Genomic DNA, 14,217 nt, shown 5'->3' with positions numbered 1-14,217 from the left:
TCTGTCAACGCCTTGTCCCTGCCGCCCGCGCATTGCAAGAATGGGCCTTTCCCGCAATGCGGCCCCGGCCGGAAACAATGCACGACGCCAAGCACGCCCAGCGCCAGCTCGCCCAGCAGATCGCCCAGACCATCGCCGATGAAATCGGTGCCCAGACCGCCCAGGTCAGCGCCGCTGTCGGCCTGCTCGATGAAGGCGCCAGCGTTCCGTTCATCGCCCGCTACCGCAAGGAAGTCACCGGCGGCCTGGACGACACCCAGCTGCGCAACCTGGAAACCCGCCTGACCTACCTGCGTGAACTGGAAGACCGCCGTGCGGCGGTGCTGGCCAGCATCGGCGAGCAGGGCAAGCTCAGCGATGAGCTGCGCAACGAGATCCTCGCCGCCGACACCAAGAGCCGGTTGGAAGATCTGTACCTGCCGTACAAGCCCAAGCGTCGCACCCGCGCGCAGATCGCCCGCGAAGCAGGCCTGGAGCCGTTGGCCGACGGCCTGTTGGGCGACCCGACACAGGACCCGCAGATCTTTGCCGCCACGTTCGTGGATGCCGACAAGGGCGTGGCCGATACCAAGGCCGCGCTGGAAGGTGCCCGCGCGATCCTGATGGAGCGCTGGGGCGAGGACGCCACGCTGGTTGGCGAGCTGCGCAGCTGGTTGAGCGAGCAGGGCGTGATCCGTGCCCGCGTTGCCGAGGGCAAGGAAACCGAGGGCGCCAAGTACCGCGATTATTTCGAACACGCCGAGTCGTTGGCGAAGATTCCCTCGCACCGGTTGCTGGCGTTGTTCCGTGCGCGCCGCGAGGAGATCCTGTTCCTGGAGCTGGACCCAGGCAAGGATGCCGAGGCCGGGCATCAGTACGCCGAAGGGCGCGTGGCGCACAACGCCGGTATCCGCGATGCGGGGCGCCCCGCCGATCGCTGGCTGCTGGACGCCTGCCGCCTGACCTGGCGGGCGAAGCTGCACATGCACCTGCTGCTGGACCTGTTCAACCAGGCCCGCGAGAAAGCCGAGGCCGAAGCCATCGCGGTGTTCGGTGACAACCTCAAGGATCTGCTGCTGGCCGCACCGGCCGGCCCGAAAAGCGTGCTGGGCCTGGACCCGGGCATCCGCACCGGCTGCAAGATTGCCGTGGTCGACGCCACCGGCAAGCTGGTCGCCACCGACACCATCTACCCGCACGAGCCCCGCCGGCAGTGGGAGCAGTCGCTGCAGACGATCAAGCAGCTGTGTGCCAAGCACAACGTGCAGCTGATCGCGATCGGCAACGGCACCGCCAGCCGCGAGACCGACAAGCTGGCCGGTGAAGCCATCAAGGCGCTGGGTGACAACGCGCCGCAGAAGATCGTGGTCAGTGAAGCCGGGGCTTCGGTGTATTCGGCGTCGGAAACGGCGGCCAGGGAATTCCCGGACCTGGACGTGTCGATCCGTGGTGCGGTATCGATCGCGCGTCGCCTGCAGGACCCGCTTGCCGAACTGGTGAAGATCGAGCCGAAGGCGATCGGCGTGGGGCAGTACCAGCACGACGTGGATCAGTACCGCCTGGCGCGTGCGCTGGATGCGCGCGTGGAGGACTGCGTGAATGCCGTTGGCGTGTACGTCAACACGGCGTCGGCTGCACTGCTGTCGCGCGTCTCGGGCCTGTCGTCGACGGTAGCTGAGAACATCGTGCGCCACCGCGATGACAACGGTCCGTTCAAGCGTCGCAAGGATCTGCTGAAGGTGTCGCGCCTGGGTGAGAAGACGTTCGAGCAATGCGCAGGTTTCCTGCGTATCGCCGATGGCGATGAGCCGTTGGATGCATCGTCGGTGCATCCGGAAGCCTATCCAGTGGTCGAGCGCATCGTCGCCAGCACCGCGCGCCCGATCAAGGCGCTGATCGGCGACGGCAGTTTCCTGCGCGGCTTGAAGGCCGAGCAGTTCACCGACGAGACATTCGGTGTGCCGACGGTGCGCGACATCCTCAAGGAACTGGAAAAGCCGGGCCGTGATCCGCGCCCGGAATTCAAGGCGGCCCGTTTCGCCGAAGGCGTCGAGGACATCAAGGACCTGCGCGAGGGCATGGTGCTGGAAGGCGTGGTCAGCAACGTGGCCGCGTTCGGTGCGTTCGTCGATATCGGCGTGCACCAGGACGGCCTGATCCACATCTCGGCGCTGTCTGATACCTACGTGAAGGATCCGCGTGACGTGGTCAAGGCCGGCGACATCGTCAAGGTGAAGGTGCTGGAGGTGGACGTGCCGCGCAAGCGCATCGCCCTGACCCGTCGTCTGGACGACACGCCCGGCCAGGCTACCAGCCGCCCGGGCAGCCGTGACGAACGCAGCCAGGGGCAGGCGCCGCGCCGCGACGCCGGCAACCCCGGGCAGGGACGTGGTCAGGGGCGCAACCCGGGCAATGGCGGACGCCCGGCACAGGCCGCGCCGCCAGCCAACAATGCCCTGGCCGAGGCGTTCGCCCGGGCCAAGCGCAGCTGAGTCCGCCGTCCCCCTCCCGGCGCTGCCGGGTGGGGGACTTGTCGATGTTCCCCGGCAATGCGCACACTTGCGCCGGAGGGGGCGCTTGGGCCCCTGCTGTCGCTGGGGAGGCCATGCCGTCAGCACCATCCGCCTTGTTCCGTGAACGTTGTGGCACCCCGCCACGGCCTGCGGGCAGCTGCGTCGGCAGGGGAGGCGGCTGATGGCCGATCAGGGCAACAGCGGCAACGCACTGCTGGAGCGCCGGCTGCAGGAACTGGCCGAAGAGCGCCGCCGCCTGGCGATGATCATCGAGGGCACCGCGGCCGGCACCTGGGAATGGAACGTCCAGAGCGGGCAGATGCGGGTCAACGAACGGTGGGCCGAGATCGTCGGCTACCGGTTGGACGAACTTGAACCGATCTGCCAGAAGACCTTCACCGCGCTGGTCCATCCTGATGATCTGGCGCTGTCCGATGCGGCCCTGCAGGACCACTTCGATGGCCGCACCGACCACTATGTCTGCCTGTTGCGGATGCGCCACAGGAATGGCGAGTGGATCTGGATCCACGATCGCGGACGGGTATTCGAATGGGACGGGCAGGGCAGGCCACTTTGGATGGCCGGCGCCCATGCCGACGTCACCGAACTGCAGCAGGCGCGCCAGGACGCGGCCGAAATGCGGCAGCGCCTGCAGGCGATGGTGGATGCTTCAGACGAAGTGGCGGTGATCGCGACCGACACCGATGGCATCATCACCATTTTCAATACCGGCGCGCAGCGCCTGCTCGGCTACACCGCCGCTGAAGTAGTGGGTGCGCGCCGCCTGGATGCCTTCCACGATCCGGTTGAACTGCAGGCGTGGCTGCGACCGCTGGCGACCGCCGATGGACAGGTTCCAGGTGTGTTCGAGGCACTCAGTGCACGTGCCGACGGCCAGACGTATTCGCGGCAGTGGACACTGCTGCGTAAGGACGGTCAGCGTCGCCAGGTACGCCTGTCAATCAGCCGCATGGATGGCGCCAATGGCGAGCGCATCGGCTATGTCGGCATGGCCATCGACATCACCGAGATCCTGCAGGCGCGCGCCGAGGCTCGTCTTGCGGCGGAAAAGTTCGCCGGTGCGTTCACCTCGGCGGCATTGGGCATGGCGCTGGTGTCGCTGGAAGGGCGCTGGCTGGATGTCAACGATGCGCTGTGCCGCATTCTCGGCTACACGCGCGAGGAACTGCTGCAGGTCGATTTCCAGCGGTTGACCCATCCGGCCGATCTGCAGACCGACCTGGCCTTGGTGCAGGACCTGCTGGCGGGGCGACGCACGCACTATCACCTTGAAAAGCGTTACCTGGGCCGTGAGGGCAACACCATCTGGGCACGGCTGTCGGTATCGCTGGTACGCAATGAGCGCGGTGAACCGTTGCATTTCGTGTCGCAGATCCAGGATGTCAGCGCCCAGCGCAGCAGCGAGCAGCGCCTGTTCGAAAGCGAGCAGCGCAGCCGCATCACCCTGGATGCGGTTGCCGACCTGGTACTCAGCGTGGCCCTGGATGGCCACATCGAATATGCCAACGCGGCCGCCGTGCGAATGCTTGCCGGCGATGGAGCGCTGTCGCTGGCCGGGCATCTCGTGCAGGACGTGCTGTCGTTGACCACCGAATACGCACCGCAATCGCAGCTCGACGTCAGCGTGCTGCTGGATCCGGAAAGCAACGCCGTGGATCTGCATGCCGATCTGCTGCTGCAGATGGGCACCGCCGTGGTGCCGGTTGACCTGACCCGGGCCTGGCTTCGCGACGACGAGGGCCAGGTGCGTGGTGCGGTGTGGGTCCTGCGCGATGACACCCAGCAGCGCGCACGCGAGCGCGAGGCACGACACCTGGCGGAGATGGACCCGCTGACCGAACTGGGTAATCGCCGCGGCTTCGAAGTGCATCTGCAGCAGGCGATCACCCGGGTCGAGCGGACCGGGCAGGCGGCGTCACTGATGTACATCGATCTGGACCGGTTCAAGCCGGTCAACGATACCTTTGGTCATCTGGCCGGCGACGCCGTGCTGTGGGCCGTGGCCAGCGTATTGCGCCATGGTGTACGCGACTCGGATGTGGTGGCCCGCCTGGGCGGTGACGAATTCGCGGTAATCCTGTCCGGGTGCAGCCCGCGGCGCGCGGCGCGCATCGGCGGCGAGTTGCTGCATACCCTGGCCAACCTGTCCATTCCGTGGGACCAGCACCAGCTGCGGATCGGCGCCAGCATCGGCATCGCACCGCTTGCCGCCGGCATGAGCGTGGACCAGGCCGTCGCCGCCGCCGATGCCCAGTGCTACCGGGCCAAGGCGATGGGTCGCAACAATGTGCAGGTGCAGGGCGAAACCGGCGAACTGCCCGGTAGCTCGCCGGCGGACGGCGGCGACCTCAGCGACGGCTGATCTCAGCCTGTGAGAGGGGCGCGGCGAATACTGCGCCAACGCCCCACCTTGGCAGGAAAACAACATGACGTCCTGGAACCTGAGTGCAGTCCGTGCTTATGCACCGGCCGTTGTCGGCTGGTCCCTGGCTCTCTCCGGCTGGCTCCGGCTGGAGCAGCTGCGCAATGACCAGCAGGCCCGGATGCTGGTCCCCGTGGTGCAGTGGGGCGTGGCGCTGATGCTGCTGGTCACCCTGGGCTGCATTGTCGCTGCCAGCGTGATGATCTGGCGCGCCGGGCGTCGCGATGCGCAGCAACGTGGGTAGCGGATCTGCTGCGTTGATCAGGTGCGGGCCTCAGCGCAGCACCTCTTCGGCATCCACCAGCTGCACGTCGTGCATCATGTTGAGGTAGGCCTCGTAGTAGCCTTTGTGCGAAGCGCCAACGATGGCCAGCAGGCGCGTTCCCGGGCGCTGGCCCAGCACTTCGCGGATGTTGGCGACCATGCGCAGGTTGCGGGTTTCCCAGTAGCCCACATAGTTGCGGCCAAAGCCCTGGGGTGAGGGTTCGACCAGCGCAGCACCGAAATCGGCCTGGTAGGCCTGCAGGCCGACGCCGGGGCGGTTGTAGGCGCGATACAGGTCCAGCACGCCACCGACCTTGCCGACGTTGGCATACAGCGGCTCGTCGGCGTCCAGCCGTGCGTTTGCGTGCGGGTTGTCCCAGGCCTTCATCATCGCTTCGCGTGCCGCCTTCTTGTCCTCCGGCGGGGTGGGCGAATCGGCGGTGTGGTCGTCCACTGCCCACAGGCGTTCCAGGCCCAGGCGGGCAGCTAGGACTGCCGCCACCAGGTTGGTTTCATTGCGGCGGGTCAGGCTCTTGTCGAGAATCTCGACCAGCGCAGCATCCAGCCCGTCGCCGGCGACGCGCTCCTGCACAGGCAGGCGCAGCCATTGCACCTGCGCCGATCCGCGCTCGCCAGCGGCCAGGAACACCGCGGCCAAGTGTCGACGCTGCGCGGCTGCCGGGCTTGCCGGCCATGCCGACAGCAGGCGTCCCATTTCGGCGTTCGCGCTCGGCACGTCGAGGCCGGTGGCGACGCGGGCCGCGTCGGTGTCGAAGCAGTAGGTTTCAACGCTTTCGGCATAGCGGCCGGGATTGCGACGCATGAAGTCGCACTGCAGGCCGGACAGGTTTTCGGTGGCAATCGCCTCCGGGCGCCAACGTGCCAGGCGCTGCAGCAAGGGCTCCAGCAGGGCCGGCTCGAAGGTCTTTGGCAGTTCCGACAGATGTGCTGTCCCAAGCACCAGTACTTCGTTGTGGCGACCGGCGGGTGGCCCCTTCAGCTGGTCGGGATGGAAGCTGGGCCGGAACCCCGCGTCACTGGCCAATGCGCCGGCACTGCACAGGCTGAGGATGATGATGGCGCTCAAGCGTCGAAGCATGCTGCCTCCCAGGAAAGATCCAGTCAGTGGGCGCATGCTGCCGGCAGTGCGCAGGCAAGGGATGTCCCGATGGTCATTGCAACCTTATGCGTGCTTGCCGCATCCCCTTTCCGTCGGCGCTGGTCCAGAATGGTGGCTGGAAGACTTCCGGAAGCGCGTCATGGATGAAATCGCCACCATCGTAGCCGCAGGTGCCGTGCTGGGTGCACTGGCCGGCTGGATCGGGCCGGGCAGATGGCGGTGGCAGCTGTTGCGGCTGGCACCGTTGCTGCTGGTGCCGTTCGCGTTGTACATCCTTTCCACCCGCAACTGGTTCCTGGGTGGCGGCGGGCCACTCGTGGAACCCTCCCTGCTGGTCGTCTGCGGCAGTCTGGGCTACCTGCCGGGCGTGCTGGCAACGGTGCTGCTGCGCTGGATTCTGCGGCGCGCTGCCGACCAGGGGCTGGCCCCCTAAAGTAGTTGGCCGCCCCGCCGATACCTTCTCTGGAGCCCGCTGCTGGCTCCCGCTGCCGGACCCGAGGCTGCCTCCGATGGGCGGCCCGTGCCGTGTGCTTTGCCGCTGTTTGATGACGATCGCAGCTGCCGTACTGTTTTCTGCCAGTCGCTCGAGTGACGCCGGTCGGCGTCTGCACGTCCCAGGCAATCGAAGTTGCCGCCGGGCATCCCGCCCGGCGGGTCGCAACCGCTACCCGGACACCGAGGATCAGACGATGCTTATTTCAGGCTCCATGGAAGGTGCTCAGGCGCCGGTCGAAGTGCTCACCCGTTGGTCTCCCTTGCGCGCGCTGCGGGGGTTGTTGGGCAGGCAGCGCCGCGCCACGGAGGTGGCCGAGCAGCATCGGCAGCACGTCGAGCTTGAGGCCCAGGTGGCCGCACTGCACCGGGTGCAGGCGGTCATCGAGTTCGCCCTCGACGGCACCATCCTGCAGGCCAATGACAACTTCCTGCAGGCAGTGGGATATCGCCTGGATGAGATCCAGGGCAGGCATCACTCTCTGTTCGTCGATTCCGAGGACGCGCGCAGTAGTGGATACCGCGACTTCTGGGCGCGACTGGGTCGCGGTGAATTCGATGCAGGGCAGTACCGGCGCTTCGGCAAGGGTGGGCGCGAGATCTGGATCCAGGCGTCCTACAACCCGGTGCTTGACCAGCACGGGCGGCCATACAAGGTGGTCAAGTTCGCGACCGATATCACGGTGCAGAAGCAGCAGGCGGCCGAGTCGGCGGGGCAACTGGCGGCCATCGACAAATCGCAGGCGGTGATCGAGTTCAGCATGGATGGCCGCATCCTGGCGGCCAATGCGAACTTCCTCGCCGCCACCGGCTATACGCTGGAAGAGGTGCGTGGCCAGCATCATTCGCTGTTCGTCGAGCCCGACTACCGGGCCAGTGTCGAGTATCGGCGGTTCTGGGAAAAGCTCGGCTCCGGCGAGTACGACGCAGGCCAGTACCGGCGGCTGGGCAAAGGCGGTCGTGAAGTGTGGATCCAGGCGTCGTACAACCCGATCCTTGATGCCGGTGGCCGGCCGTTCAAGGTCGTCAAGTACGCCACCGACATCACCGCACAGGTGCATGAGAGCCAGGCCATGCAGCGCGCCGTCGCGCAGACGCGCGAAGTGGTGGCGTCGGCAAAGGAGGGCGACCTGACCCGGAGCATCGGCATGGCCGACAAGACGGGCCCGATCGCCGAGCTATGCGGTGGCGTCAACGCGCTGGTCGAGGCGATGGCGGCCATCATCGGTCAGATCAAGTTCGCCGCAGACACCATTGCGGTCGGTGCGAGCGAGATCGCCGAAGGCAACAACGACCTTTCCCAGCGTACCGAACAGCAGGCTGCCTCTCTGGAAGAAACCGCCGTGTCGATGAAGGGGCTGGCCGAGACCGTGCAGCGCACCGCGACCAACGCGCGCCAGGCCAGCCAACTGGCCGGCGGCGCCGCCGATGTGGCCGCACGGGGTGGCCAGGTGGTGCATGACGTGGTCTCGACGATGGAGGTGATCAATGCTTCCTCGCGTCGCATCGTCGACATCATCGGTGTGATCGATGGCATTGCCTTCCAGACCAACATCCTGGCATTGAACGCGGCGGTGGAAGCGGCGCGTGCCGGTGAGCATGGTCGTGGTTTCGCCGTGGTTGCCACCGAGATCCGCGAGCTCTCGCATCGCTCGGCCGGTGCGGCAAAGGAGATCAAGCAGCTGATCGATGCGTCTGTTGCCAACGTCGGTGCCGGAACGGCGCAGGTCGAGAGCGCCGGCCGGACCATGGACGAGATCGTGGTCGACGTGCGGCGTGTCAGCGACCTGATGACCGAGATCAGTGCGGCTGCGCAACAGCAGAGCGATGACATCCAGCAGATGAACCACGCGGTGGATCTGATCGATCAGGGCACGCAGCAGAATGCAGCGCTGGTGGAAGAGGCCTCAGCGGCCGCGCGCAGCATGGAAGAGCAGTCTTCGCAGCTGCTGCAGACGGTGGCAGGGTTCCGTGTGCACGCGGGGGCAGGGCATGGCCATGGCGTGCATTCTCCAGCGCTGCGGGTGGTGTAGGGCGCCGGCGCGCGCTGGCTTATGGGGCGGCGCGGGCCGCCCCGGCCAACGCAACGGTGGCTTGCTCTGGAACGGCAGTAAACTCCGGGCTCGCCCGTCAATGCTCAGTCACCGTGTCCCTATCGGCAGCGCGTGGTCGACGTTCTCGACGATTTAGCCAGGTACCTTGATGGCTGGGAAGGGCCTACCCAGGCATCGGACTGATTGATGAGTCCGCTCTGGCGGCCAAGGTGTGATCGCACTCGACCAAGCGGGCGTTGCTGACGGCTTGGCGCCCTCCGCATTGGGCACAAGCGAGCAGCGTACCGCCCGGTATGGATTGGAGGTCGGGGCCTGTCGAGTGAGTGACGTGCTGGCAACTGTTACACCGGACGCTGATGGCGATGACGCTTTGGATGTTCCCCTGCTGATCGCGCATCGGGTCGATGTTGAGAACGTAGAAAAGACCTGTGTCTGGCATGGCCGTGTACCGAAGAGTCAATGCATGCTGCAGGGTGGAGCGGGTTGATCTTGTGACGAGAGTGCGGATTCAGCAAGAGTTTTGGAGCTGAAGCGCTATGGATTCTGCCTAAACGGACAGGCTGAGGACGCTGGTCGACCCTTGTGCAATCGCCGCTTGATCAACCAGGACCGGTCAAAGCGCTGGACGCCCGAGCATCAAACGTTCTTCTGCAGAAAGTCTGCGAATCTGGCCAGGCTGATAGCCTGCCGATTGGGGCACTTGGGGCAACTGAGAATTGCGCCACCGGGGAGATCGATCAGGCCTTCGTTGGGCCGCCCGGTGAACCGGCACGAGCATTCCAGACATCGACACATCACCTGGGTTACCTGCAGCAGACGGCCGCTGTCGTCTTCCTGCCCGAAAACATCGCTGAGGAGGAACAATCCAGTGTCGGCCATGCTCGAATCCTTAACGCCCGTTTTCCATGGAGCCGAAGTCTACAGCTTCCTTGATGCCGGAGTTTTGCGTTATACGCCGGCTCGCGATCGCGGCCAAGCCAGGCTTCGCATTAAACCATTTGGCCCGGTGGCGCATCCAAGGCGGAGCATGGACTCATGCCTTGCCCAACGGAAACTGCCAATGTCCAGGATCTGCCGTATCCGGTTTCTTGCCCTTCTCGCGGTGACTGCCCTTTGTGGTGCTCCTGCCGTCTCCGCGGAGACCATCGCGATCCCGTTCGAGCTGGGCAAGGACCATCGAATATATGCCGAAGGCACGATCAATCATTCGCGCCCCCTCCGTTTCCTGGTGGACACGGGGGCGGACGGTATGGCCGTGTCGGTCGCTACAAGCGAACTGGCTGGTATGAAAATCGACGATCAATCCGAAAACACCGGCGCGGACGGCACGACGTTGGTTGACTACAGTACGAACAACACGGTCGCTCTCGGCGGTGCCAGCAGAACGTTGGGCGCCGCAGTAATCGACTACCAGAATCGGCCCTTCGATGCAGTTCTCGGCTGGAAATTCTTCGAGGGGAGCGTTGTCGAGATCGACTACGACAAGAAGACCCTGTTCGTGCATGGCACTTTGCCCAGCACGGCGGGATACACCAGGATGAACACGCGATGGATCGACAACATTCCCGCTGTCGAAGTGACGTTGCATGCGGAGAACGCATCACTCCAGGCGTGGCTCTCTTTGGATACCGGCAGCAACGGGACCATCGACCTGGGGTATTCCTACAGTTCCCGACACAACCTCCAGGATGTTCTTACGAAGAAGATCGGAACGTCACAGTTCAGTGGGAGCGCAGGCAAGAAGATCCGCGCGGTCGACGTTCGCGTTCCCTCGGCGGATATTCAGGGGATTCGTCTGGACCAGCCCAAGGTGTCTTTCACCATCGACGAAGACGGCTCCAGTGGCGATGGCACGATCGGAAGTGAAGTTCTTCGGAATTTCAACATCCTGCTGGACACCAAGACCGGCGACGTCTATCTGCGTCCCAACGGGAGGGCGGTGCTGCAGCAACTGCGGCGGTGACAGGACGATCGAGAGGGGAAGTGGGGAGGAGAATTGGCCGGAGTCGGCTGATTCACGACTCCATTACGCCATTCCTTCTGGAAGCCTCGCGTTGCAAGGCTTGTGGTGCCGGTGAAAGGACTCGAACCTTCATGGGGTCACCCCCGGCTGATTTTGAGTCAGCTGCGTATACCATTCCGCCACACCGGCAGCAGCGGGCTAGTGTACCCGAGCCGGGCGGGCGTTCATAGAGGTGCGGGCGAACGGGGCCGAAATGGCTTCAAATTGTCGGTATCGGCCGACTGCTGGCTATACTGGCAAGGCTTAACAGGCACGGAGCGATAGCCTATGTCAGCGTTGCAGGACCTGCGGGTGCTGGTAGTGGAGAACGACGAGATGAGTGCGGCGCTGCTGCAGATGCAGTTGGTGCATTCCGGTGCTCTGGTCGTTGGTCTTGCCGCGTCCGTTGCCGAGGCACTGCGCCTGCTGGAAGAGGCCAACCCTGACGTGGCCCTGCTGGATTACCGGTTGGCCCACAACGAGACCAGTGAACCAGTCGCTGCGGCGCTGGCCGCGCGCGGGGTGCCGTTCGTGCTCGCCACCGGCATGACCGCCGAACAACTGCCGGTCGCGATGCGATCGGGGGTGCTGTTGATCAAGCCCTATCTGTCGGCGGAGCTGTCCAAGGCATTGGTCCGCGCAGTGGGGCGCTCCAGCGCAAACGCCTGATCCGACCGCTCAGGCCGCTTCATCGTAGACATAACGGATCTCCTCGCGGTCGTCGAGGATGGCGTACTGCGCCGCCAGGTTGTCCGGGTCCGGGTTGAGCCATGCGTCCAGATGCTCGGCGCGGATCGGCAGTACGCCCCGGTCATGGCCGGCAGCGGCAACATCGATTGACGGTCCGTCGGTGATGGTGGCGAACGACAACAGGCGTCCTTCCGGGCCCTCCCATTCCGCCCACAGGCAGGCCAGCAACAAGTCGCGCGGCGGATCAGGGCGGAACTCCAGCACCACGTCCTGTTCCTTCTCGTCGTTGTGCAGGGGGCGGCCGGCAATGGCGTCGCGAGGAACGTGCTCGTAGAAGGCCTGTACCACCACCACGCCGTGGCGCAGTCCGAAGGCCCCGCGCCAATAGCCTTCCAGGCTGTCCCGCCGCGCATTGTAGGTGCCGGGGTAGAGGACATCGTTGCGCGCGGGCTTGTCCGGAAGCCGGCATTGATAGCGCATCGGCTTGATCACGCGCCGGCCATTCTCGCTGACCATCACCGGCGCGTAGGTGCCAGGAAAAATACGGTTGTCGCGTGGCAGCAGCTGTTCCCGGTGCAGGTCGTCCAGTCGCGCCTGCGCCCGTTCGATGCGGTTGCCGGCAACGCGCAGGTCATTGCGTGCTTTCTGCGTGGGACGGGTGGCCAGGGTTGCATTGGCGATGTCGCGACGCTCAAGCTGCCGCTCCAGCTCGGCCTGCAGCTGCTGCCGCTCCTGTGCATGCCATTGCTGGATCTTCGCCACGATGTCGCGGCCCAGTTCGGTGCGCGCACCGGCAAATCCGTCGTCCATCGCTTTCGGCGTTTTCGGTCGTTTCTTGCCGGGATCATGCGCATAGAGTTCGGCGAACTCCTCCAGGGAGAGGACGGCGCCGAACTCGCGGACCAGCTTGGCGTAGTCGGCGCGGATCAGGGCGGAATAGCACATGGGACTCTGCCGGAAGATGGGTCGCAGCGGCTGCGACAAGGATGCGGCAGGATAGCCCGACCTTCCAGGAGACGTTGCATGAATGATCCAGAGACGATCCAGTTCCGCGAGGCGGTGCCGACGGTTGAGGACTACTGCCAGCTGCGTGCGCTGGCCGGGCTCAGTGCAAAGACCCATGAGGCAGCGACGCGGGCATTGCCCAATACCGTTTTCGGTGTCTGTGCCTACCAGGGCAGCGAGCTGGTAGCGATGGGCCGGATCATCGGCGATGGTGGTTGCCACCTGCAGGTCTGCGATATCGCCGTGCTGCCCCGTCTGCAGGGGCGGGGTCTGGGCAAGGCGGTGATGCAGCATCTGAGCGACTGGATGCAGGGCAACCTGCCGCCGTCGGCGTATGTGAGTCTGTTGGCCGATGGCGAGGCACATCGGCTGTATGCGCAGTTTGGCTTTGCGGCGACGGCGCCAGCCTCGATCGGCATGTATCGCCGGTTCTGAAACGCGGTCACCAGGGAATCGCAGGCAAAGAAAAACCCCGGCCGAAGCCGGGGTTTCAAAGATTGGCGTCCCCACGGGGATTCGAACCCCGGTCGCCACCGTGAAAGGGTGATGTCCTAGGCCTCTAGACGATGGGGACGCACGAAAAACTTCAAGTTGTAGAACTCTCGACGGCCTAATGTCGAAAGTGGTGGAGCCAAGCGGGATCGAACCGCTGACCTCCTGCATGCCATGCAGGCGCTCTCCCAGCTGAGCTATGGCCCCGTGTTACCGAGCCGCCTATCATACCTGCCTGTTCACATTTGTGGAAGCTTTTTTTGAAGCTTTTTCATCGAATCGTTCATTGCCACAATGGCAGGAGCGTTCCGACGCCACAACCTGAATGCCGGTGGGCGGTGAACAAAAAAGACCCGGTTATCGGCCGGGTCCTCGTTGTTCATGATGAGTGGCGTCCCCACGGGGATTCGAACCCCGGTCGCCACCGTGAAAGGGTGATGTCCTAGGCCTCTAGACGATGGGGACGCAGATCTCATCAATGTTCTTTGCGACCTTTCGACGGCCTAATGCCGAAAGTATGGTGGAGCCAAGCGGGATCGAACCGCTGACCTCCTGCATGCCATGCAGGCGCTCTCCCAGCTGAGCTATGGCCCCACGTCGCTGAGGAGCGAAATAATAGCTGTGCCCCCGGGGGTTGGCAAGCGCTTTGTTGCACTTTTCTACACATGGCGCGCGATGGCGCGGAGGCGATTTCCGCCTGCCAGGCAGCACATGTGTCGACGCAGACGCCAGGCGCTCAGCGGTCTTCCCCGGTCAGCGCGGCCAGGATCGGGCACTGGTCGAGCGCGCCATGTCCGGGGCAGGCATCGACCAGTTGCGAGAGGGCGCCATGCATGCGCTGCAGTTCGGCCATCCGCAGTTCGATGTCCTGCAGTCGAATCCGCGCGGTGTCACGCACGCTGCCCATGTCCTGCGGAGGATGATCGCTGAGGGAAAGCAGTTCACCGATCTCGTCCAGGCTGAAGCCCAGTGTCTTTGCCCGGCGGATGAAGCGCAGGCGTCGCAGATCCTGCTCGCCGAAGATGCGATAGCCACCTGCCGTACGTGCCGCGGTGGGCAGAAGCTGCTGACGTTCGTAGTAGCGGACGGTGTCGATGGGGACGCCGGCCTGGCGTGCCAACTGACCAATGTTCACGGCGGACTCCTCTGGACCTGCCGTGCAT

Annotated in this window: 12 protein-coding genes and 5 tRNA genes; 8 read left to right on the top strand and 9 right to left on the bottom strand. The window is 64.8% G+C overall.

What is annotated here, in order from left to right; all coding sequences use genetic code 11:
* Nucleotides 1-77: 77 nt before the first annotated feature.
* The 3 genes from AC07UW_RS18345 to AC07UW_RS18335 all read left to right on the top strand — a co-directional run bounded on the left by AC07UW_RS18345 (nucleotide 78) and on the right by AC07UW_RS18335 (nucleotide 5,179).
* Complete coding sequence (locus AC07UW_RS18345; RefSeq protein ID WP_100436485.1) at nucleotides 78-2,471, top strand: Tex family protein; 2,394 nt, start codon at nucleotides 78-80, stop codon at nucleotides 2,469-2,471.
* Between the two features lie 202 nt (nucleotides 2,472-2,673).
* Complete coding sequence (locus AC07UW_RS18340) at nucleotides 2,674-4,875, top strand: PAS domain S-box protein (protein ID WP_495212607.1); 2,202 nt, start codon at nucleotides 2,674-2,676, stop codon at nucleotides 4,873-4,875.
* A gap of 64 nt (nucleotides 4,876-4,939) precedes the next feature.
* Complete coding sequence (locus AC07UW_RS18335; RefSeq protein WP_025879248.1) at nucleotides 4,940-5,179, top strand: hypothetical protein; 240 nt, start codon at nucleotides 4,940-4,942, stop codon at nucleotides 5,177-5,179.
* 30 nt (nucleotides 5,180-5,209) lie between these two features.
* Here AC07UW_RS18335 and AC07UW_RS18330 read toward each other — a convergent pair whose 3' ends face one another.
* The gene (locus tag AC07UW_RS18330) at nucleotides 5,210-6,298 is read right to left on the bottom strand and encodes a DUF5694 domain-containing protein (protein ID WP_495212606.1); all 1,089 of its coding nucleotides are present in this window, start codon (nucleotides 6,296-6,298) and stop codon (nucleotides 5,210-5,212) included.
* Between the two features lie 160 nt (nucleotides 6,299-6,458).
* On the opposite strand from AC07UW_RS18330, the gene AC07UW_RS18325 reads away from it, so the two are divergent.
* Nucleotides 6,459-6,752 carry a hypothetical protein gene (locus tag AC07UW_RS18325; protein WP_336029234.1) on the top strand — a complete coding sequence of 98 codons (294 nt, stop codon included), beginning with the start codon at nucleotides 6,459-6,461 and terminating at the stop codon, nucleotides 6,750-6,752.
* A gap of 256 nt (nucleotides 6,753-7,008) precedes the next feature.
* Entirely contained in the window at nucleotides 7,009-8,844 is a 1,836-nt protein-coding gene (locus AC07UW_RS18320; protein ID WP_495212605.1) for a methyl-accepting chemotaxis protein, read from the top strand.
* Nucleotides 8,845-9,501: 657 nt separating this feature from the next.
* On the opposite strand, the gene AC07UW_RS18315 is transcribed toward AC07UW_RS18320, so the two are convergent.
* Nucleotides 9,502-9,744, bottom strand: a complete 243-nt coding sequence (locus tag AC07UW_RS18315) for a hypothetical protein (protein ID WP_495212604.1) — start codon at nucleotides 9,742-9,744, stop codon at nucleotides 9,502-9,504.
* A gap of 181 nt (nucleotides 9,745-9,925) precedes the next feature.
* On the opposite strand from AC07UW_RS18315, the gene AC07UW_RS18310 reads away from it, so the two are divergent.
* Complete coding sequence (locus tag AC07UW_RS18310; RefSeq protein WP_495212603.1) at nucleotides 9,926-10,828, top strand: retropepsin-like aspartic protease; 903 nt, start codon at nucleotides 9,926-9,928, stop codon at nucleotides 10,826-10,828.
* A gap of 103 nt (nucleotides 10,829-10,931) precedes the next feature.
* On the opposite strand, the gene AC07UW_RS18305 is transcribed toward AC07UW_RS18310, so the two are convergent.
* Nucleotides 10,932-11,017, bottom strand: a tRNA-Leu gene (locus AC07UW_RS18305).
* A gap of 138 nt (nucleotides 11,018-11,155) precedes the next feature.
* On the opposite strand from AC07UW_RS18305, the gene AC07UW_RS18300 reads away from it, so the two are divergent.
* Nucleotides 11,156-11,536, top strand: a complete 381-nt coding sequence (locus AC07UW_RS18300) for a response regulator (protein WP_093819161.1) — start codon at nucleotides 11,156-11,158, stop codon at nucleotides 11,534-11,536.
* Nucleotides 11,537-11,545: 9 nt separating this feature from the next.
* Here AC07UW_RS18300 and AC07UW_RS18295 read toward each other — a convergent pair whose 3' ends face one another.
* Nucleotides 11,546-12,502: an SOS response-associated peptidase family protein gene (locus tag AC07UW_RS18295; protein WP_495212602.1), complete on the bottom strand. Its 957-nt coding sequence runs from the start codon at nucleotides 12,500-12,502 to the stop codon at nucleotides 11,546-11,548.
* Nucleotides 12,503-12,580: 78 nt separating this feature from the next.
* Here AC07UW_RS18295 and AC07UW_RS18290 point away from each other — a divergent pair, with 78 nt between their 5' ends.
* Nucleotides 12,581-12,997, top strand: a complete 417-nt coding sequence (locus AC07UW_RS18290; RefSeq protein WP_495212601.1) for a GNAT family N-acetyltransferase — start codon at nucleotides 12,581-12,583, stop codon at nucleotides 12,995-12,997.
* A gap of 63 nt (nucleotides 12,998-13,060) precedes the next feature.
* Here the strand turns inward: AC07UW_RS18290 and AC07UW_RS18285 are convergent.
* From AC07UW_RS18285 to AC07UW_RS18265, 5 genes are all read right to left on the bottom strand, one after another.
* Nucleotides 13,061-13,136 (bottom strand) — tRNA-Glu (locus tag AC07UW_RS18285).
* 49 nt (nucleotides 13,137-13,185) lie between these two features.
* Nucleotides 13,186-13,261, bottom strand: a tRNA-Ala gene (locus AC07UW_RS18280).
* A gap of 182 nt (nucleotides 13,262-13,443) precedes the next feature.
* A tRNA-Glu gene (locus tag AC07UW_RS18275) sits at nucleotides 13,444-13,519 on the bottom strand.
* Between the two features lie 53 nt (nucleotides 13,520-13,572).
* Nucleotides 13,573-13,648, bottom strand: a tRNA-Ala gene (locus AC07UW_RS18270).
* Nucleotides 13,649-13,790: 142 nt separating this feature from the next.
* Entirely contained in the window at nucleotides 13,791-14,189 is a 399-nt protein-coding gene (locus AC07UW_RS18265; RefSeq protein ID WP_025879240.1) for a heavy metal-responsive transcriptional regulator, read from the bottom strand.
* Nucleotides 14,190-14,217 lie beyond the last annotated feature (28 nt).

It is taken from the genome of Stenotrophomonas sp. GW821-FHT02D01, from assembly GCF_059421765.1.
The sequence above is the reverse complement of the archived record's forward strand: the minus strand, read 5'-3'. Positions and strand labels throughout refer to the sequence as shown.

Bases quoted from the DNA above. Each gene is read 5' to 3' on its own strand.
- AC07UW_RS18345 (WP_100436485.1), top strand. From the start codon at position 78: ATGCACGACGCCAAGCACGCCCAGCGCCAGCTCGCCCAGCAGATCGCC.
- AC07UW_RS18340 (WP_495212607.1), top strand. From the start codon at position 2,674: ATGGCCGATCAGGGCAACAGCGGCAACGCACTGCTGGAGCGCCGGCTG.
- AC07UW_RS18335 (WP_025879248.1), top strand. From the start codon at position 4,940: ATGACGTCCTGGAACCTGAGTGCAGTCCGTGCTTATGCACCGGCCGTT.
- AC07UW_RS18330 (WP_495212606.1), bottom strand. From the start codon at position 6,298: ATGCTTCGACGCTTGAGCGCCATCATCATCCTCAGCCTGTGCAGTGCC.
- AC07UW_RS18325 (WP_336029234.1), top strand. From the start codon at position 6,459: ATGGATGAAATCGCCACCATCGTAGCCGCAGGTGCCGTGCTGGGTGCA.
- AC07UW_RS18320 (WP_495212605.1), top strand. From the start codon at position 7,009: ATGCTTATTTCAGGCTCCATGGAAGGTGCTCAGGCGCCGGTCGAAGTG.
- AC07UW_RS18315 (WP_495212604.1), bottom strand. From the start codon at position 9,744: ATGGCCGACACTGGATTGTTCCTCCTCAGCGATGTTTTCGGGCAGGAA.
- AC07UW_RS18310 (WP_495212603.1), top strand. From the start codon at position 9,926: ATGTCCAGGATCTGCCGTATCCGGTTTCTTGCCCTTCTCGCGGTGACT.
- AC07UW_RS18300 (WP_093819161.1), top strand. From the start codon at position 11,156: ATGTCAGCGTTGCAGGACCTGCGGGTGCTGGTAGTGGAGAACGACGAG.
- AC07UW_RS18295 (WP_495212602.1), bottom strand. From the start codon at position 12,502: ATGTGCTATTCCGCCCTGATCCGCGCCGACTACGCCAAGCTGGTCCGC.
- AC07UW_RS18290 (WP_495212601.1), top strand. From the start codon at position 12,581: ATGAATGATCCAGAGACGATCCAGTTCCGCGAGGCGGTGCCGACGGTT.